The 20,116-nt window shown below is 45.3% G+C and carries 18 protein-coding genes; 5 read left to right on the top strand and 13 right to left on the bottom strand.

The window, feature by feature from the left end:
* Window positions 1-553 precede the first annotated feature (553 nt).
* From RM811_RS10030 to rsmG (RM811_RS10020), 3 genes are read right to left on the bottom strand one after another with little or no spacing between them, the layout of a single operon-like run.
* A complete protein-coding gene (locus tag RM811_RS10030; protein WP_402523568.1) occupies window positions 554-1,444 on the bottom strand; it encodes a ParB/RepB/Spo0J family partition protein in 891 nt (296 codons plus the stop codon).
* A 3-nt stretch (window positions 1,445-1,447) separates the two neighbouring features.
* A complete protein-coding gene (locus tag RM811_RS10025; RefSeq protein ID WP_402523566.1) occupies window positions 1,448-2,251 on the bottom strand; it encodes a ParA family protein in 804 nt (267 codons plus the stop codon).
* Window positions 2,252-2,267: 16 nt separating this feature from the next.
* Complete coding sequence (gene rsmG / locus RM811_RS10020; protein ID WP_402523564.1) at window positions 2,268-2,954, bottom strand: 16S rRNA (guanine(527)-N(7))-methyltransferase RsmG; 687 nt, start codon at window positions 2,952-2,954, stop codon at window positions 2,268-2,270.
* A gap of 241 nt (window positions 2,955-3,195) precedes the next feature.
* Between rsmG (RM811_RS10020) and RM811_RS10015 the strand changes: the two genes are divergently transcribed.
* On the top strand, window positions 3,196-3,885 hold the full coding sequence (locus tag RM811_RS10015; protein ID WP_402523562.1) for a DUF2817 domain-containing protein: 690 nt from the start codon (window positions 3,196-3,198) through the stop codon (window positions 3,883-3,885).
* 220 nt (window positions 3,886-4,105) lie between these two features.
* On the opposite strand, the gene RM811_RS10010 is transcribed toward RM811_RS10015, so the two are convergent.
* From RM811_RS10010 to RM811_RS10000, 3 genes are all read right to left on the bottom strand, one after another.
* Window positions 4,106-5,020 (bottom strand): hypothetical protein, encoded by a 915-nt coding sequence (locus RM811_RS10010; RefSeq protein ID WP_402523560.1) that lies wholly within the window; start codon window positions 5,018-5,020, stop codon window positions 4,106-4,108.
* 393 nt (window positions 5,021-5,413) lie between these two features.
* The gene (rsmG, locus tag RM811_RS10005) at window positions 5,414-6,058 is read right to left on the bottom strand and encodes a 16S rRNA (guanine(527)-N(7))-methyltransferase RsmG (RefSeq protein ID WP_402523559.1); all 645 of its coding nucleotides are present in this window, start codon (window positions 6,056-6,058) and stop codon (window positions 5,414-5,416) included.
* A gap of 274 nt (window positions 6,059-6,332) precedes the next feature.
* Window positions 6,333-7,376 carry an LDL receptor domain-containing protein gene (locus RM811_RS10000; RefSeq protein ID WP_402523557.1) on the bottom strand — a complete coding sequence of 348 codons (1,044 nt, stop codon included), beginning with the start codon at window positions 7,374-7,376 and terminating at the stop codon, window positions 6,333-6,335.
* 492 nt (window positions 7,377-7,868) lie between these two features.
* Here RM811_RS10000 and RM811_RS09995 point away from each other — a divergent pair, with 492 nt between their 5' ends.
* A complete protein-coding gene (locus tag RM811_RS09995; RefSeq protein ID WP_402523554.1) occupies window positions 7,869-8,558 on the top strand; it encodes a succinylglutamate desuccinylase/aspartoacylase family protein in 690 nt (229 codons plus the stop codon).
* 23 nt (window positions 8,559-8,581) lie between these two features.
* Here RM811_RS09995 and RM811_RS09990 read toward each other — a convergent pair whose 3' ends face one another.
* Window positions 8,582-9,247: a YiiX/YebB-like N1pC/P60 family cysteine hydrolase gene (locus tag RM811_RS09990; RefSeq protein ID WP_402523552.1), complete on the bottom strand. Its 666-nt coding sequence runs from the start codon at window positions 9,245-9,247 to the stop codon at window positions 8,582-8,584.
* A gap of 1,008 nt (window positions 9,248-10,255) precedes the next feature.
* Here RM811_RS09990 and RM811_RS09985 point away from each other — a divergent pair.
* Window positions 10,256-11,890 carry a hypothetical protein gene (locus RM811_RS09985; protein ID WP_402523550.1) on the top strand — a complete coding sequence of 545 codons (1,635 nt, stop codon included), beginning with the start codon at window positions 10,256-10,258 and terminating at the stop codon, window positions 11,888-11,890.
* Window positions 11,891-11,992: 102 nt separating this feature from the next.
* Here RM811_RS09985 and aroE read toward each other — a convergent pair whose 3' ends face one another.
* From aroE to RM811_RS09955, 6 genes are all read right to left on the bottom strand, one after another.
* Window positions 11,993-12,820 carry a shikimate dehydrogenase gene (aroE, locus tag RM811_RS09980; protein WP_402523547.1) on the bottom strand — a complete coding sequence of 276 codons (828 nt, stop codon included), beginning with the start codon at window positions 12,818-12,820 and terminating at the stop codon, window positions 11,993-11,995.
* 12 nt (window positions 12,821-12,832) lie between these two features.
* A complete protein-coding gene (gene hemF, locus RM811_RS09975; protein ID WP_402523545.1) occupies window positions 12,833-13,741 on the bottom strand; it encodes an oxygen-dependent coproporphyrinogen oxidase in 909 nt (302 codons plus the stop codon).
* Between the two features lie 38 nt (window positions 13,742-13,779).
* The gene (locus RM811_RS09970; RefSeq protein WP_402523543.1) at window positions 13,780-14,334 is read right to left on the bottom strand and encodes an L-threonylcarbamoyladenylate synthase; all 555 of its coding nucleotides are present in this window, start codon (window positions 14,332-14,334) and stop codon (window positions 13,780-13,782) included.
* Window positions 14,335-14,644: 310 nt separating this feature from the next.
* Window positions 14,645-15,943: a hypothetical protein gene (locus RM811_RS09965; protein ID WP_402523541.1), complete on the bottom strand. Its 1,299-nt coding sequence runs from the start codon at window positions 15,941-15,943 to the stop codon at window positions 14,645-14,647.
* 535 nt (window positions 15,944-16,478) lie between these two features.
* The gene (dprA, locus tag RM811_RS09960) at window positions 16,479-17,612 is read right to left on the bottom strand and encodes a DNA-processing protein DprA (RefSeq protein ID WP_402523539.1); all 1,134 of its coding nucleotides are present in this window, start codon (window positions 17,610-17,612) and stop codon (window positions 16,479-16,481) included.
* 253 nt (window positions 17,613-17,865) lie between these two features.
* Window positions 17,866-18,903, bottom strand: coding sequence for a LysM peptidoglycan-binding domain-containing protein (locus RM811_RS09955; RefSeq protein WP_402523537.1), 1,038 nt, complete (start codon window positions 18,901-18,903; stop codon window positions 17,866-17,868).
* A 263-nt stretch (window positions 18,904-19,166) separates the two neighbouring features.
* Here RM811_RS09955 and RM811_RS09950 point away from each other — a divergent pair, with 263 nt between their 5' ends.
* Together RM811_RS09950 and def are read left to right on the top strand one after the other, a co-directional pair.
* Window positions 19,167-19,307 (top strand): hypothetical protein, encoded by a 141-nt coding sequence (locus RM811_RS09950; RefSeq protein ID WP_402523534.1) that lies wholly within the window; start codon window positions 19,167-19,169, stop codon window positions 19,305-19,307.
* 132 nt (window positions 19,308-19,439) lie between these two features.
* Window positions 19,440-19,937, top strand: a complete 498-nt coding sequence (def, locus tag RM811_RS09945; RefSeq protein WP_402523533.1) for a peptide deformylase — start codon at window positions 19,440-19,442, stop codon at window positions 19,935-19,937.
* Window positions 19,938-20,116 lie beyond the last annotated feature (179 nt).

Raw genomic sequence — 20,116 nt, 5'->3', positions numbered from 1 at the left:
TCCAACCGGCGATGGTGCCGATCAGCGAGCCGCTATCATACAGCGACCGATTTCGTTGTCAAGCGATCGTTTTTCCGTAGAAGAAAGAAGCTTTCCAACTCACTGACGTTGCCGCTCGGGCCGTGTCAGTGGAGGCGCATATTACCGCACCCCGTTGATTTGTCAATCGGCTATTTTCTAACCGTTTTCCAAACCGTTCTTCCCGGTCAGCAATGAACTTTCGTTTCGCTGTCCCGACATGTGTCGTGGAAGAGGAGCGCATTCTATAGAGATTTTGACTTTAATCAATAAGCGACAGGTGTTTTACGTAGAATCACCTACAACAACACCTTTTATATATAAAGGAAGGACTAAATAAAGAAGTGAAAAAGAGACGGAAGAAGAGCGCTCTATTCGAGGTTGTCACAACAGGTCTTAAATGTTGATTTATACAGCGAAGCCGGGAGTCCATCGTGAACAGTGGTCCCCCGCCTTCGCGGGGATGACGGTTACGTGTTAACTGACCCTTTTGCGACACCCTCTATTCATGGGAGTTCTAAAGAATTAACAGCACTTATTTAATGTGCTCAAGAACGCCATCAAGTTCATCAAGGCTATTGTAGGAAATCACCACCTTTCCTTTTCCTTTAGCGTTGCACTGAATCGCAACACGCGCACCCACCTTTTCAGAAAGCTCATCTTCAAGCTGCTTTATATTAGGATCAAGGCGCTTCACGGTTTTGGCGCCTTTCTCCTTTTCCTGCTGAATTCTGCGTACCAGTGATTCTGTCTGACGAACCGATAATCCTTTGCCCGTTACGGTTCTTGCTACTTCCAACTGATCCAGTTCACCCAGAGACAGCAAAGCCCGGGCATGTCCCATTTCAAGATCGCCATACTCCAGCATTTTCTTTACTTCAGGATTAAGCGACATCAGTCGTAATATATTAGCAACAGCTGCCCTGGACTTACCAACCGCCTGAGCTACTTCCTGCTGGGTTAACTCAAACTCTTTCTGAAGTCTGGAAAGCGCAATGGCTTCTTCAATCGGATTCAGATCTTCACGCTGGATGTTCTCAATCAACGCTATGGCAATGGCCGCTTCATCCGGCACATCACGAATCAGGGCAGGCACTTTAGCAAGACCGGCCAGTTGTGCTGCGCGCCAGCGTCGTTCACCGGCGATGATCTCATAGCGGTTCTGCCCGAGCGGACGAACCACTATCGGCTGCAGGATGCCCTGCTCTTTAATGCTTGCTGCCAACTCTTCCAGGGCATCAGAGTGCATGTCTCGGCGAGGCTGATACTTGCCACGAACCAGAAATTCGACAGGCAGTTCTTTCATCACCCCATCCATAGACTCCTTGACCAGGGAAGGTCCGGACAAGTCATTGGATAGAGAGCCTGGTAACCTGGCACTGCCCAGCAGCGCATTCAAATTAGTTCCGAGACGTTGTTTCGCCATCTGTTATTGAGTTCCTGTTTTTTCGGGGCTGCGAGCACCTTTAATATCATGCCTTTTAACCAACTCCCCTGCCAACGCCAGATAAGCGACAGCACCCCGGGAATTCCTGTCATAGGCCAACACCGGTTTACCGTGGCTCGGTGCTTCCGCAAGCCGCACATTGCGAGGAATAACGGTTCGATAGACCTGATCACCGAAATGCTTGATGAGCTGTCTGGATACTTCCGTGGTCAGCGTCATCCTCGGGTCGTACATGGTTCGCAGCAAACCTTCAATGTGCAAGTCGGGGTTGATGGTTTCCCTGAGACCGGCAATAGTGTCCATCAGGGCTGTCAGACCTTCCAGTGCATAGTATTCACACTGCATGGGAATAATGACACCACGGGCAGCGACCATGGCATTGATAGTTAACATGTTCAGGGATGGCGGACAGTCAATCATGATGAAGTCATATTGGTCGGCCACTGTCGCCAGGGCATCCTTGAGCCGGGTCTCCTTGTGATCCATCGCCATCAGCTCAACTTCAGCGGCCGTCAGATCCGCATTGGCACCCAGAACATCATAGCCACCATACAGGGATGGAAAAATGGCCTGACTGATATCACAGCGCCCCGTCAGCACATGGTAGACGGACCATTGCTGATCATGCTTGTCGATACCGCTTCCCATAGTGGCGTTACCCTGGGGATCGATATCGATCAGTAATACCCGCTGCTTGCTGGCTGCCAGAGAAGCTGAAAGGTTAACGCAAGACGTCGTTTTACCAACTCCACCTTTCTGATTGGTTACCGCTATAATTTTAACCACTGCCGTTTAATACCATTTAATGCCTGTTACGCAAAATAACCAGATGACGATCGCCTTCTGTGCCCGGGACATTCAGGGGTTCACAGCCAACAAGTTCAATTTCATGACGATCCATCAATTCCTTTAATTCTTCTTCAGGATATAGCCCTTTCATGGCCAGATAAACACCTGAAGGTGATAATAAGTGTTTTGTGCCATCAACCATGTTAACTAATGAGCTGAATGCCCTGGAAGTAATGGCATCAAATGGTTCCTCCACTTTAAAGCTTTCTACCCGGGCATTGGCAACCTCAAGGTTGTCCAGCTGAAGATCCAGCTTTGCCTGAAGCATAAACCGGGTTTTCTTGCCATTACTGTCCAGTGTCGTAAATTTTTTACCCGGATATATAATAGCCAGAACAACGCCTGGCAGCCCGGGACCAGAGCCAACATCCAGAATCGTATCACCTGATATGTGTGGAACAATGCTCAGGCTATCAATGATATGACGGAAAACCATCTCTCCGGGATTACGGATAGCAGTCAGGTTGTAGGCTTTATTCCACTTATCCAGCAGCAGAACATAGCGGGTCAGCAGGTCAGCCTGAGTCTCTGATAAATCAAGGCTCAACGATTTTGCACCCTGACAAATATCGTTCCGCAGTGTTTTAGCCAGTGGGTTGTCTAGAGAGTTGTCTATTAATGATGATTGAGAAACGTTCATTGATTCCTTCGCCAGCAGCCTGTGGACTTTATTGAGCCCTGCTGCGGTTACGCTAAGCGATCCAAACACTCTTGGACAGCATTACTGATGGCATATTTATAGATAACCAATCAGTCTATTTCATAACTTTAATAAAATCGACGCAATCATTGATCAAAACCTGCGATATATAAAGTAGGTACTATTTCAAGTTTTAAATGCAGCCTTTACTGCTGTTAAAAAGTACGAGGGTATTAAGAAAATGACTAATAATAATATTTCGAAAAATGGATTCAGCGTTGGCAACAGACCCGTTGAGGCCATTGTGACTCAACAGGCAGGTCCGTCCAGATATTGTTATCTGATAGCGGGTACTCATGGTGATGAGCCTGAAGGTATCTACGTTCTTGAACAGATAATGCATTGGCTCAAGAACAATGAGGCAGACCTTCCTATGGTCATCATCCCTGTGCTCAACCCGGATGGCTATGCTGCTGAAACACGGGTCAATGCCAATGGGGTTGATCTTAATCGAAACCTTCCAGCTTCCAACTGGACCCGGCAAAAGCGGGAAGACAAGTACTCCCCGGGTTCACACCCAGCCAGTGAACCCGAAAACCAGTTTCTTATTTCTTTATTTGAGCAGTACCCCCCTGGCTTTATTATCTCTTTTCACTCCTGGAAACCTATGCTGAACAGCAACGGTTCCTGTGAAGAAGTTTTGCAGTTACTTCATCAAGAAAATGATTATCCGATTGTCAGGGATGAAATTGCAGATCACCCTACCCCTGGCTCTCTGGGTAGCTATGCCTGTGAAAAACTGGGCATACCGGTCTTAACCTATGAGTGCCCAGTTCAAGATGATGAGCAAAGTATTAACTCTATCTGGCAGAAAAACGAAAGTGCACTTATTAAACTAATGCAATCAGACTTGATCAGTCAGCTGCTTTAGTCCAAGGCTACTGCCAGCTGTTTAATGAAGAGGCTTTACCTCTTCTGTAATCCCTGGGGCAAACTGCAGGTCAGTTTCAAGCTGAATGATGATATACGTTCATATTTCATGCAGTTTTAACATTTTAGATTTTCGAGAAACCGGCTTCCCAGACAATAAACTGCATGGCTCTCCCTTGATGCACCTGTCAAGAATCTCAATTATCCATATCGAAAGCCAATCATACCGTTTCAGTAGTCAAACTCGACATTTCAAGGACTTCAACCATTGGTTCAGACTCAGGCTGCGCTGACTGCGCCTCATCCTCCTGTACACGGCTAACCTGTCTATAGCGCTCACACCTGAAAACATCAGCAAGACCATGACAAATCAGTTGGCAGCTAACAGGCTCGTCAAGATCACGATGCCATTTGTAGGCATTATACAAGCCTTTTCCTGCCAATAATGTAGAACCAAACATAAAAGCACCTGAGATCAAATAACTTGCAAGAGATGACGTCAAGGTGTTGCAATAAACTTCAGTCTCGGTAGCTCCAGGATAAAAAGCAGACGTAAAGCTATCGCCGGTATCTGAGATACTGCGATCAGAGGCATTGGGGCAAAGATCAGACGATTCGTCTGCACCTGTGGGGCAGTCCGGACTCCCATCACACAGGCTGGATGTCAAGACGCATTTCGGATAGATCTGATCATTTACTTTGGGACATACAAACCAGGGAGATAGGCCTTCCCCCCACACGGAGCCACAAAATACCCCATAAGTATCCGAACGACAACATAGATGACTATAAGCATCGGTCACCCCCACTTGCTTTAATACCCCCATCGTGACGAGCAACATAGTATGGCCTCCCGGCATGCTTCGAATCAAATTGCAGCCAAGACCCATTGTCAGGTTCAATACATTCAATACGTCTGCTTTTGATAAAACGGCCACCGTCCTCTCCGATATTCCTGAAGAAGCTACAGGATCGGGTACAGTCCTGATTTGAGATTTTTGTGGAATATTTCCTTTCACTCTTTTAATGGGCCGGCAGCTACTTGTTGTTCTGTTGTTCTGTTGTTCTGGACCGGCACATGCATAAGGAACTTGTTTACTTTGAGAACCTGTAGATAAAGGATTAATATTACTCATATTTTATCGTGATTACCTTCTTATTAGCGGTAAACATGTCGGCGTTTCGATAAAAATCACCACCGACCGACCATGACTGAGTGTACGGAGAACATTATCTGTAGTTCGACTATCTGGAACCAGGCAAGTTCCCGGGAATAAACAATAAAACTAAAAATCTCATTTACTCTGATAATTGATTGATTAACCTGCCAGCATCAAATCAGGAAAAATAGAGCCGTGACGATAAATACTCCCAGGCTCACATCCTGCCAGTGAAAAGCTGGGCATCCCTGTTTAAACTGAATGCCCAGCTTTAGATGAACGAAAGAATCTCAATGTTATCTGGAAGGAAAATGAAAGCGCATTAACAGCACTTATGCAATCGCAATCTGGCCTGATCCGTAAATTGCTTTAAGCAAGGGTTGAGCCGGGCTTCATACTACAAAAATCCTGGTAACTTTTCGCCGGCAGGGATCCCATAATGTTGATGGGAACCAGCATATCCGAGCAGGATAGTAGTGCCGGATGCGAACCCGGCAACCCTTCCGGAACCTCCCGCCCCGCTGCTTTATAAAAGTGTTTTGTGCCATCCACCATGTTAACTAATGAGCTGAATGCCCGGGAAGTTATGGCATCAAATGGCACCTGCGCTTTAAAGCTTTCTACCCGGGCATTAGCAACGTCAAGGTTTGCCAGCTGCAGGTCCATTTTTGCCTGAAGCATAAACCGGGTTTTCTTGCCATTACTGTCCAGCGTCGTAAATTTTTTACCGGGATACATAATGGCCAGCACGATACCCGGTAGCCCCGGGCCAGAACCTACATCCAGAACAGAGTCACCCGTTACATGGGGAACAATGCTCAGGCTGTCGATGATATGACGGGAAACCATCTCTTCAGGATCACGAACAGCGGTTAGATTGTAGGCTTTGTTCCATTTAGCCAACAGTAAAACATAGCGCGTGAGTAAATCAGCCTGTTGTCCGGAGAGTTCTATGGCCAGTGCTTTAGCACCCTGAATAATCGCGGTATGTATCGTTGTAGAGCCATCAGCCATAGTAAGCACCGATTGAATATTTGTGAGAAACGGTCATTAGTTGAAGTCAGGTGAGATGAATAAACTCTGAGTCTATTGCAAAATATTCATAAAATCGATGCAATCTTTGACTGGGAACGCTGATGAAAAGGTGATGCAGCCTGCAATAAAATAACAGGTTTATTAATGCTATTGCTGGCTTCAGATATAATAAACCGGGCAGATTATTACCACCGGTAGGGTTATCACTCCGTGTGTTACGTGGATTTGAGAAATTCTACGCCTGTAGAAATCATCAGGAGGCTGGTTCAGTTTCAATGCTCGACATTTCAAAAGCTTCGCCCACTTCCGCAGGTTGCGCTGATGGTTCCTGTTCCTCCCGTACAGAACTAGCCTGTGCATAACTCGAACGGGCGCTGTTTACGTTATTAGTGGAAACCTTATCAGACATGCTAAATTGCCCAAATTTTGTGGTCAAATCCCCACCTGAAGCTCCCAAACTAGGGGTTCCACTTTTATCTTCAACAGCGCCACTCGAACGGCTGAATATATCAGCAAAGCCATGGCGAATCAGTTGGCAGTTAACAGGCTCGCCATTATCGTGATGCCGCTTATAGGCATTATGTAAGGTTTTTCCTACCAATAGTGTAGAACCAAGCACGACAACACCCGTTACAAAACACGCAGCAAAATACGACGCACTTTCATTATTGTCTGTAGCATGATTTTCTTCAGAACCAATGTCTGTCGCTCCTGTATAGGAATGTGTTGTCGCCTGATCCGTTTTAGAATATAACCCGGTTGAATAGCCATCATCGGTTTCCGTTGGGCTGTATCCACAAAGTTCAGGATCTTCGTCCTCACCGTTGGGACACTCCACCTTCCCATTACAATATTGATCTGCCCAGATGCAAGATCTAGGTCCTTCACTTCTTTTGCACTTAAAAAAATCCAGCTCCCCCCCCACCACCCCATGTCTACAGAAATCTCCATTCGCAACCTCATAACAACACTTAGTTGCATTCACCATCAGCAGTTGCTTGAACATTACCAAGGCGGGCAGCAGGCTACTGCCTCCTGGTACTGTACGTACAAGTTTACAGGCAAAACCTACCGCCAGTAGCCCGATGTCAAATAAGTCTGTTAGCGGCGATAAAACGGCTACCTTTCGCACTGGTGTCTCTACAGAAGCCCGAGGATGAGGCACAACATTTATTTGAGATTTTTGTGAACCATTTATAGTTACGTTTTTTGAATGCCAGCATGCAGCTCTCCTATCCTTCTGTTCTCCTGCATAAACAGGGCCGGCTGGCACACCAAGATAGTAGTTAATATTCATTAAAATGATCCACATTTGTCTCAACAGTGATAGCCACTTCAACTCGTTCAGCTTGTTCAGAACCAGCCGCAGAGCAAGGAGCAAGGAGCAAGGAGCAAGGAGCAAGGAGCAAGGAGCAAGGAGCAAGGAGCAAGGAGCAAGGAGCAAGGAGCAAGGAGCAAGGAGCAAGGAGCAAGGAGCAAGGAGCAAGGAGCAAGTGAATACCTCGGTTCGACCGCCTGTAATCAAACAAGTTCCCGGAAACAAGCTATAAAACATCCGGAAAAGGAAAAACTCGTTCGATACTGTTCAGGCCTTCACTTCTTGCGTTAACCTGTCAGAACATTCACATCCCTGAGCAATGGATCCTGTATAATCCCTGTACAGGATGTACAGTGTTACTGATTGGTCGATCAGCTTTTATTTCCAGACCGGATTATCGCAAAAAAACAACGTTTGCTCTGCTAACTGATTAACTGGCCGTTAATAAAATACAACCGATGGATCGTACACATGCCTGATCGTTTTTTTCCCATGCAGGGTCAGAGTACCTGCAATAGAGCACTGCAAGCCCTGGCAAGCAAAGTTGAGTCTGATCGATATTTCTACCTGATTGCGGGTACTCATGGTGATGAGCCCGAAGGCGTTTACGTGCTTAACCAGTTATTAATGTGGATCAATCGATCAGATATCCATCTGCCGATGATCATCATTCCGAAGCTAAATCCCGACGGAATTATTGCCGGTACCCGAGTCAATGCTAACGGTGTCGACCTGAATCGAAACCTGCCAGCATCAAACTGGGAAAAACAGAGTCGTGACGATAAATACTCACCAGGAGCACACCCTGCCAGTGAGCCTGAAAACCAGTTCCTACTGTCACTTTTGCAGCAATACCCACCGGGTTTTATTCTCTCTTTTCATTCCTGGAAGCCCATGCTGAACAGTAATGGCGACTGTGAAGAAATCCTTCAGTTTCTGCACCAGCGAAATGGTTATCCGATGGTACGGGACGAGATTGAAGGCCACCCGACACCGGGATCTCTCGGAAGTTATGCCAGTGAAAAGCTGCAAATTCCGGTACTGACCTTTGAATGCCCAACGCTCGATCAGCAACCAGATATTCAAAAAATCTGGCTGGAGAACCGTGAAGCATTAATAGAAATGATGAGATCCGGGCTTGTGGAAAAGCTTCTTGTGTAGCTCTCCTGCGTAGCAAAGAAAAATCAGGCCAGAACAGAGCCTGATTCAAGGCTGCACAAATCCTGACACTCTCTGGCTGGTAATGATCCCATCACATTCACCAGTTTCAGCTTGTCGGAACGCGACAACAGCGCCGGATGAGATCCCGGCAACCCTTCCGGGATTTCCTGACCAATAGACTGGTAATGTTCAACCCAGAAAGGCATAAGCTCTCCGGTCTCCATATCCCGAAAGCTCATGGGTGTTTGTTCAAATAAGAAAACACCTTGGTTGGCACTGCGAAAAGCATCAATAATCAGCTCGCTGCAATACCAGGATTTTTTTGACTCAGTGTAATGGGGGTCATAAGGGATGGCGACCTGTTGTTCAGCAAACTCCAGAGCTTCAGGTATGAGTTCCAGACAGGATGACAACAACCGGCAAACCAGAACACAGGGACTTCCCGTTGTGTCCATAACGGAGTGCTGTAAAAACTCATCCAACGATGTTTTTCTTACTTCAGGCATGACCGCCTCAATAACCATACCGTCGCCGTCGTACAGTGCGACATGGTTGATGGCGATACCATCCCGGCCAGCAAACAGCCGACTGATACCCCATTCCGCTTCACCACCAACGCGGAGTTGAAAGAGCAGGTCACCTGGTAACAGGTCTTCGGCAATAACAGTGGCCGGTTGCGCTGTATCCATAACATTCCCGATATATGTAATCATTCAGCGAAACAATTATAGAGCTAATTGCACATATTATGTATCCCGTCAATCGTACCGGATATCAGCCGGTCACTGGCTCCAGGCAGAAAGGCGCTCATCACAGGGCGAAAGCTTTAGATGCACTACAGTCCGACCAATACCGGAAAAGGAATGAGTATTACCAACCCTTGACAGATTTTGATCCTTTGTTTGTGGCTCTTTTGAGTTTTAAGTGGGTAAATAGAAATCAATTCGGCCGTATTTGCATCAAAGAATGTGTCAGCCGGTAGAAAATGAGAGTTCAATAGTCATTGCCCCCGACGAACCAGAATTAAAAACTTGCCACCCCCCATCCCCCACCGTCATCCTGTACAGGGATTGTACAGGATCCATTTCACAGGGAGGTGAACGCTCAGCTAGCTGGCTATCCCTGCCGGATGGATTGTGTACAGTCCATGTACACAATGACAGTGATACTCCCCACCCACTGTCATCCTGTACAGGGATTGTACAGGATCCATTTCACAGGGAGGTGCAGCTTGACGGCTGGCTATCCCTGCCGGATGGATTCCGTAAAATCTCGGTAATTGCTCCTGCATTACTCTACCTCCTGCATCCATGCAGTCGCCTGTACGGAATGACAGTGGAGAAATATCTACCCACTCATTTTTCAAAAGAGCCTTTTTGTAAGCGTTAAATGACTTTGTTGGAACTAACTTTTCTGAAAAATGAAAAAAAGGAGCGATCGTTACTCTTTAGCTGCACTCATCACCTCACTGTTGATCATCAAGACGTGGTGACTGGATATCAGAAGCCTGCCAAATCAGCACGATAGATCCGTAAAAATCAATAGAACCAGGGAACTTTTCTTATAAAATTGCGTCTTTAATATACGCGAATCAGGGAACGCATATTTGGTGCGATCGCGGAACGCTGAATAAACCAGAGAATTTAGAGCACTACTGTTTCTAATAATAACAACATTCAGGAATTGGAAAATCAAAAATGCAAACACGTATATCTACGACCCCAGATCAACAAACTACTAGTTATCACAGAAACACTGACACAAATCAACCAGCAAAGCTTCAAGGCCATACAGTCGAGGTACAAAACGATAATAAGCGATATATCGAGTATAATAACGGAGAAATACCGAATGATTGCACGCACTTTTCTATTCATCACAATGTAAATCTACAAAGATACGACGGAACTATCAAAGTCACCGATATTGATGCCAACCTTAAGGAAAACAATGATTCCATCAAAAAAAGATACCAATCGGAAGGTAAACTCCTTTTTGCCAGCAATTTAAAAGAGCTTTTAAAGGTAACACCCAACGATACAAAAGAACTTAATAAACTTTTATCCAATTACAGCCCGCTATTTCTTGACACTAAGGCATCTTTTAATAGATGTAATGGCTATGATAAATTAAATATATTTCACTGCTCAAAAATAAGATTTCATTCTCCAGTTGGCTCTGCTACCGAAAATATCAGCAGCGACTATTGGCAAGCCGATGATAGGCTGTCCAAATCAACCACTACAGATGAAAAATATTTTTTACGCTTATTTATAACGAAATTAATAACTGGCCTCATTAAATTAACCGATGATATTGATATAAACAAAGAACATAAATTGTCACTACAATATGTGAGACATTCTAATAAATTATCTTCCCCTTTGATTTTTCATCAGGATTATTTTATTGATCACTATAAGGATCAAGGTACAGTCGAGACTTACCCTAAGTACCTACTATTTATTGAAGTTAATAATTCTGCTGCCAGTAAAGACTCCAGACTATTGATTGGTCATGGATTGAGCGCCTGGAATATTCCGGCAAATATAGATGTTCCCGATATCAATATACACCGTTTATCAGGTGATGTTTTTCATCATATCATCAGTCTTCCCGATCAGGCAGGCTCAGGATACTTTGTAGACCAGAAACATTTAACACAAAGATTTATTTGTGGCCGAAATTCACCGATGCTAACCTTTCATGCAAATAATGGCTGGACATCCTCCGGAAAAGACCCGGTAGTAAGAGAAACGATCATTCTAAGAATTTATCCCACTGAGGATTCCAATTCAATGAAACTTGAAGTATCGCAACATCTTGATCCTACTTATTACCCATGTGGATTAAAACCTCTGCACAAAGATGCCGGGAAAGCACAAGTATCCGAATACCACGCTCTGGTAGAAAGATTTTCAAATGCTATTGCCACCGATGATATAGTGTACCTCAAAGCATTAATGGCTATCAGCCTCAGCCAGGATAAATCCGCCTGTAGTGAATTGGTTTTACGAGGTGGTCAGAGACTTAAAGTGTTAATCGAAAATGAAAAAGATAACGAAGCTAAAACCCTCTACACAGCCTGCTGTAATAATACCCTGCCCAATTATTCTATACCATTTCTAATTAACGATGAGACTCTCTATGAGACCAAACTCCGCTTTGACCTTATCACCAAATTACCTCGGCTAATATTTGAAAATGTAATTGGTATTAATTGCTCCACAAAACCAGAAGATACTAACAAACTCAAAGCGATAATGCCGAAAACTTATATTTTGGAAAAAATATTCATAAAAGATATTCCAAATCCATCAACCACCGGCTAAAGCCGGTGGTTGGCTACATTGACGTTAGTGGTTGAAATATTCGCAATCTATTATTCACTAAACATGCTATGCGGCACCTGCCTGATAATCAGCCAACTTTTATTACGTAATGTCCCTGCGCAACAGATCCAGAACCTTGCCAGTCTCCGGTCGAACTCCACGCCAGATGGCAAACTGCTCTGCGGCCTGTTCAACCAGCATACCCAGTCCATCGATGGTTTTTGCGGCGCCCTGCTCCCGGCACCAACGGTTAAATACGGTTTCTTCCGAACCATACATCATGTCATAACAACAGGTGTTCTGATCGACGATAGGTTCAGGAACCGGCGGAAGCGCACCCTGAAGGCTGGCGGCAGTGCCATTGATAATCAGATCAAACCGGCCTTCAATGGTTTCGAAACTGCTGGAAGAAATGGGCATACCGGGAAATAGCTCAACCAGAGTCTCAGCCTTACTCAATGTGCGATTGGCTATTACCAATTCAGCAGGCTGCTCTGCAAGTATGGGTTCAAGAACACCTCTAACCGCACCACCAGCACCAAGAATCAGGATTCTGGCACCTTTGATAGGCACACCATTGTTTTCTTTAAGGTCAGCAACCAGACCAAGCCCATCGGTGTTATCGCCATGCAGTTGACCTTGCTCATCCTGCCAGAGGGTATTAACAGCACCCGCTTTTTCAGCTCGCGATGTTCTCTTCTCAGCTAACTGCCACGCCTCTTCCTTAAAAGGCACGGTGATACTTAATCCCAGATCACCATTTTTGAAAAAGTCTTCTACTGCTTTCTGAAACCCCCCTGTTTCTACACGATTGGCGGTGTAACGCAGGTTCTGACCGGTCTGATCGGCAAACAGTGTATGTATTACTGGTGACTTACTGTGGGCAATGGGATTCCCCATTACCGCGTAGCTGTCTACTGGTCCGGCCATTGTCTAATCCTCTTATACCCAGTCTTTTGCTTTTAAGAATTCGTCATACAGGCGAGCCTCTTCAGTGCCCGGCTCAGGATTCCAATGGTAATCCCAGCGTACATGAGGAGGCAGAGACATCAGAATAGACTCTGTGCGACCACCCGATTGCAATCCAAACAGTGTTCCACGGTCATAAATCAGGTTGAACTCAACATAGCGCCCTCGACGATATTCCTGAAACCGCTTGTTCTGTTCGGTATAAGGAAGCGCTTTGCGGCGTTGAACAATGGGCAGATACGCATCAACATAGCTGTCACCAACTGCCTGCATAAACTCAAAACACTGTTCAAATGGCCACTCATTCAGATCATCGAAAAACAGACCACCGACACCTCTGGGTTCGTTACGGTGCTTAAGAAAAAAATAGTCATCACACCACTTTTTATACCGTGGATAAACATCCTCACCAAAGGGCTCGCAAGTGCTCTTTGCCGTTTGATGCCAGTGCTGACAATCTTCTTCAAAACCATAGTAAGGTGTCAGATCATACCCGCCACCAAACCACCAGATAGGGTCTTCCCCTTCTTTATGGGCGATCAGCATTCGCACGTTGGCATGGGATGTTGGCACGAATGGGTTCTGCGGATGGATTACCAGAGAGACACCCATGGCCTCAAAACTTCTTCCAGCCAATTGTGGACGATGGGCGGTAGAGCTTGCAGGCAGGTTGTTTCCTTTGACATAAGAGAAGTTGACACCGGCTTTTTCAAAAACCTTGCCGCCTTCAATAATCCTGGCCTTTCCTCCGCCACCTCCGTGATAATCCCACTGATCTTCTCTAAAGGAGCCTTCCGTTTCTTCTGCCTCAATAGCTGTACATATTCGGTTCTGTAATGCCAGAAGGTATTGTTTTACGAGATCAATGGATGGTTCTGACATCTTGGAAGAAACCTTTATTAATGATGATCGTGACCGGTTTAACCAGCACGCACTAGTTCACCGGATCGCAGGTCTTGAATTATTGAGGGTATTTTCTGTTCCCCGGTATCACCGGGAACTATAGCATCAAGTAGACCGCCAAATTCCTCCTCAATAGCTGAGAAAGTTAACAGCGGTTCTTTGCCGGCAAGATTTGCAGAGGTAGAAACTATCGGATGCCCAGTTGCCTCACACAATGCCTTCACTATAGGGTGGGCACTGATGCGTACTGCAACCGTATCAAACTGTCCTCTGACCCAATCTGGCGCCCAGCCATCAGGATCTGGAATCAGCCAGGTATAGGGACCAGGCCATGTGGACTTCAGTCTGGCTCTTTCCTTTGGGGAAAGTGGGTCAAGCAGAGCTGTAAACTGATCTTCCGAAGAGCCAGCCAGTATTACTCCTTTCTCTACGGGCCGCTGCTTGAGTTCAAGAACCCGATACACCGCCTGCCGGTTCCATGGGTCACACCCCAGTCCCCAGACAGCCTCGGTAGGATAAGCAATAACGCCGCCATTTCTGATTACCCTGCCAGCTTGACTAACATCCATCATGCAACAAATTCTCTCAGAGGAAACATGCCCGGTAAGGCTCGCTAGTCTAACAAGAGAATTCCAGTAGAAACAGTTAGAAGACAATTCCTCCCGTTTCTCAGAAATGACCAGTAAATGGTTTCACTGAGATGGATTGAGGACGCAGATTGAGCCGAGCAACTGCCAAGAGGCTATCTTCCATGATCGTGAAATTCTTGAGGACTCAGACAATCTACATTACTAATTTGGTTGGCGTAATTGGGAAAGCTTGCTGCTGACCACAGTTATCTAAACCGAGACATATTCAAGCTTTCTTACTCTGATCCGGCTCTTACATTTCCACTGATTGATATGCTGGCTTTAAAGAGGCCTCAGAGGAACCCTTATGCTTACCCAGAAAGTAACCGAGAACGCTAGCAGCAGTGCCTGTTATTAATGCAGTAATGAAGGCAATGCCAGCCGCTGCACCGCCACTCACGCCTCTCGACTTAGCTTCAGCAATACATATACCTTCCAGGTGTGCTATCTGTTCTTCCGATAGTGGCTCCCCTGTCAATAAGCCCATAACGTCTTCCATCATAAGCGTCCCCCCACCAGTTGCTTCGTTGTAATATTTCCCCGCTTCTATTATTGTCATGCTTCTAGTAGTGGACCGCTTACCTCTTCCCAACTCTCCGCTATCAATCAAATTTGCTGCATCTTCAAGACTATAATCTGAGTTATCTAATTTATCTAATGAAAAAGCTTGGATTAAATCATCTTCAGACAACATAGGCTCATTCAAGAATAGTTCCATAGTCTGAAGCGTATGGGGATTTTTTATATACTGAATTTTTGAAACTAAATCTATACCATTTGGTGAAGAATCATAAATTGGTACACTCATTCCTATTTCATTAACAAACTCTGCCATCGCTGCCTGATCAATGTTTTTTGGGCTCTCTACCAAGACTTCTCCCCCTCCAAGACAGAATTGTTCAAAAACTGCCTGTATAAATGGTGGAATAGGCGCCGTATTCGTGTCAAATTCTTCAATTCCCAAAGCACTATAATCCTCCGCAAAACCCGATGGTCCCATGTGATACAGAGACGTAAGCCACAAAACATCACAAAAATCCTGCTCCATTAAGGTCAACTTCTCAGTGTAGTTATGAGGGACACTGATAGGGCAATATTCTGCCTCATTATAAGTGCAATCCAAATTTTCAAAGTTCAACACTTGTGCCAGCTCTCCAAATGTATATTTATTTAAACATGGCCGTACATCAGGATCAGGATCCATCATCATTGCTTCTTGTGCCCCATTCGCAAGACTCTTCATGGCATTTTGCATATCCATCATTTCCCCGGTAGTGCTCGTGGAGCCTGACATAATAGCTGTAGAATCAGTGGTAGTGCATCCACCCCCTTTTATTAGACTAAGCCCAGCCAGAAGTGTTACAATTTTTCCCGACCAGCCAAGAGATCCACTTCCATTTGAGGATGAGTGTACATTCGATTTAGGACAATACAAGGTCGACGTTTCAGATTTGGCAATACCACGAGAATCACGAGTAACACCCGCATTTTGATTCGAATCAGAAAGACCAGACATCATCGTAACAGCATTTTGATTTGAAACTGGTTGCATATTTTAAAATCCATTGATTTGGTGATTAAAATAAATACACAGCAATATGAATAAAAGACCGATTGGCGAAACAAGCCTGCCTATACGTTCGTTATTTTACCTACCACTCTTATCTACGCCATTTATTACGATTACGAATAATAATTTGTAAATTGTTCATCGTAGATATTCATTCACGTACGGCTTCTGCCGTTTACAACCATCATCAAAATTTCAATTTTAGTGTGTATAAAAATGTTGCCAGTGAATAAAACAATCTAAAAATTTACTGATAAATCCATGAGCTTAATAAAGCAACACATCCCTATTGATAGTTGCACTCTTTTCTCATCACTTGACTCACGAATATCCATCAGAAATACTTAAATGTATTTTTTATAAAATAGTTAAATTGATTAGACATACAATTATTTTCTTTTCATTAAAAAACATCTACTTATTTATATTTATCAATAATAATACAACCATGGCTGTATTATCATGTGCTTTAAAAACCTCCGAGAATAATATAAAACGTTCTTATATCAACAAACACCTAACCCAAGCGGATAAAACCACCTGGTGTCGACTCAATCACGCCATCAAGTTCCATTTCTGTGAGAACTACTGACAGTTCAGCAAAAGGAACTCCGGATAATGCACAGATGTGGTCAGTACTGACCACATCAAAACCCATAACTTCGATGACTTTCAGTCGCAGTGGATCGGTCTCTTTTCTACAGGAAGTGGAAGGCGAAAATTCATTCATAACACCATGCAGCTGTGGTGCCAGCTCAATCAATATATCATCGGGACTTTCAACCAGAACCGCACCTTCCCGAATCAGTTTGTGACACCCCCGGCTCAATGGATTCAGTACCGAGCCCGGAATGGCAAATACCTCACGCCCCTGTTCTGCTGCCAGTCTGGCCGAGATCAATGAGCCGCTTTCAAGAGCGGCTTCAACCACCAGAACACCCAGTGACAAACCCGATAAAATACGATTCCTTCGTGGGAAGTTGCCAGCAAATGGTTTGGTTCCCAAAGGAAACTCACTGACCAATGCGCCCTGGCTGGCAATAAGTTGATAGAGGTCTTTATGTCGGACCGGATAAATCTGGTCTACCCCGGTCCCCAGAACAGCAACCGTTCCACCGTAACACCCAAGAACTCCCTGATGTGCTGCAGCATCAATCCCGAGAGCCATGCCACTGGTGATCACCAGACCACTTCTGGATAAATGTTCACTAAACTCCAGGGCAACCCTGCGTCCATTCGGGGTAGGCCTTCGGCTACCAACAACGCCCAGTTGAGGCTCACTGATCAGGCGGCTATTGCCAATCACATAAAGCACAACCGGTGCATCAGGAAGTTCTTTCAGTGCTTTAGGATAAAGTGGTGAGTCTGGCGTTATAACCGTGTGAGCTTCACTGGACTGAAACCAGACCCGGGTCAGGTTCAGTTGTTTTTGTATGACAGGATCACGATGCGCGTTGACCAGCAAGTAGGCCAAATTAGCTGGAATTATTGTTTTCAGTTCATCCAGAGAATAAGAGAATAATTGGCTCGGGTGATTAAACCGCTCAATAAGCTGGCCAGACTTGACAGGACCCAAACCGGGGATCAGGGAAAGTGTCAGCCAGGGAACCAGTTGCAGCCAATCCTTCTGGCTTGTATCCGTGTATATCATTGATATTCTCATTCCGGCGTTATGAGGGTGTCACAAAAAGTTTTAAATACTGATTTATACCACTGTCGTCTTTCCCGCGAAGGCGGGAATCCATCGCGGGGATGACGGTTGGGTGTTAATTATCCCTTTTGGACAACCTCGTTATGTGTCTTATTCTGGTTATTGACAGATTTGCCAAAACAAACCTCACATCCAATGAAGCACCCTGCAAAACATCCGGGGTGTAAATTGAGATCTTCGATTATGTATTCATTTATAGTTGTGGGCTTTTGAGGATATAGCCAACTTCAATATCCTCTTTTGCTGATAGCACAATACCATAGCTCATTTTTTCAAAAGGTCGATAAACCATCACCAGGCCAATCCTTTCTGATGGCAGGGAAACGGCTTCATTGGTAAAAGGGTCAATGGCTTTTTCTGCCTGCCGGTATATCGCCAGAACATCACCTTGTCGAAGGCTTTCCCGCTCTCCTTTATTGATAACCACCGTATCAAACCTGGCGATTTTTGTAGCATTACCAAGGTTAGCGGTGACGATACCTTCTATAGGAGCGTCGGGAGCTCTTGGGAAAAAGGTCGTCACAAGACCATTAGCGTCCTGTCTTACCAGACGATCACCAGGTTTCAGCTCCATTTTGCTTTCCTGGATGACCATCGAGGCAATATCTTCTTTAACCCGGCTAAGGTTGATGGTTCCGACATCAATACCAATAAGGCCAAGAAGTTCGTTTGTCTCAGGATCAACGATCTGATCACCACGGCGAACAATATCAAATCGAATGTTCTGTCCGGCAAAGTTTCCCCGGGCATAAACTTTATCGCCTGCAGCTGAAGCCAGTCTTCCATCTTTAGATGCAAAAACATAGGGCGAGTTATTCAACTGCTCTTCACTTGAGAAAACATGCCCACCCTGCAAATAACTGCGAACCGCACTCAATGGGATGGCAGGAATGGCCGACTCACCGGGCATCACCCGGATTTTCGGGCTCAGCTTAATGGTTCGTCCGGTATCACCACGACTGGAGATCGTCAGCCTTGGCTGACCATTGATGTATACCAGACTGACAATATCGCCCGGATAAATCAGGTGGGGGTTTTTAATCTGAGGGTTGGCATGCCAGATTTCCGGCCACAACCATGGGCTGTCCAGAAACGTCGTGGATATGTCCCACAAGGTATCGCCTTTCTCAACGGTATATTTGCTGGGGGAGTCCGACTTTATCGGGCTATCGGATGCCAGGCCCAGTGTGGACATGCAGAGCAGGATTCCTGCCAGAGCAAAGCGTCTCATTATCGTCCCGATCCCTTGAATAGTTTTTAGTTTAAAGCCTTGAGCCGGTAAAAAATTTTCTGATGAAATGCAACCTATCATGCCCCTTCAAACCAGTTACTGAAGAGGTGTCACATTCCCATTGTATAGACTCTATTGGAATAGTGTATCAACCACCTCCGATTATGAGCAATCGGCTCTCTTTTAGTTCTCGGCTTTACTGCCCAATTCTCAAGATCAGGTCTCATAATAGCCCCCTTCGTGAATAATCAGCACTCAAAATCATGGCTACTACTATTAGTTTCCACCTGGTGGCTCAAGGAGCCATTTTGAAACGCTGGAATCACTATGGCATTCCGAAAAAATCAGGGTGGCGCACCAAAGTAATATCCGACGCCCGGAAACAGGCACCGATTACCCGATGATCCTCAATACCTGGTGGCTTAAGGAATAACCCCATATCAGCAACGCTGCTAGGTACAGGCTAAAATTGCAGATATACTGAGAGTTTGCCAAACCACTTTAAATTCGTTAATTCTATCAACCTGAGATCACTGATGGCTCTACTGGAAATTCTTGAATACCCTGACCCCAGACTTCGTACGGTTGCCAAGCCGATAGCAGAGGTTAACGACGATATTCGCCGTATCGTTGATGACATGCTGGAGACCATGTATGACGCTAACGGCGTTGGTCTGGCGGCAACACAGGTGAATATTCATCAACGTATAGTGGTTATGGATCTTTCCGAAGAAAGTAATGAGCCACTGGTTCTTATTAATCCCGGCTACGAAGCCATTGGGGATGAAAAATCAGATTTTCAGGAAGGCTGTCTATCCATACCGGGCTTTTATGAGCTGCTGGATCGTTATGCCAGTGTCAGGCTAACCGCTTTAGACCGTGACGGTAATGAGTACTCCAGAGATTTTGACGGTCTGGCGGCCGTTTGCGTTCAGCATGAGCTGGACCACCTGGAAGGTAAACTGTTTATCGATGCACTCTCCCGCCTGAAACAGGACCGTATCCGAAAAAAACTCGGGAAGAAAAATCGATAAAATCATCCCCTACTAATTACTGGTCTTCAGATCAACGGTGTAAATATCAACACCGTTGCCACTCGCTTCTTTATGAATAACCCACAATGAATAACCCACAATGAATAACCCACAATGAATAACCCACAATGAATAACCCACAATGAATAACCCTCTATGAAAAGCCTTCGCATTATCTT

This window comes from Endozoicomonas sp., assembly GCF_031844845.1.
Taxonomy (GTDB): domain Bacteria; phylum Pseudomonadota; class Gammaproteobacteria; order Pseudomonadales; family Endozoicomonadaceae; genus Endozoicomonas.
Note: the sequence above shows the minus strand (reverse complement) of the source record. Positions and strands in the feature narration are given on the sequence as shown.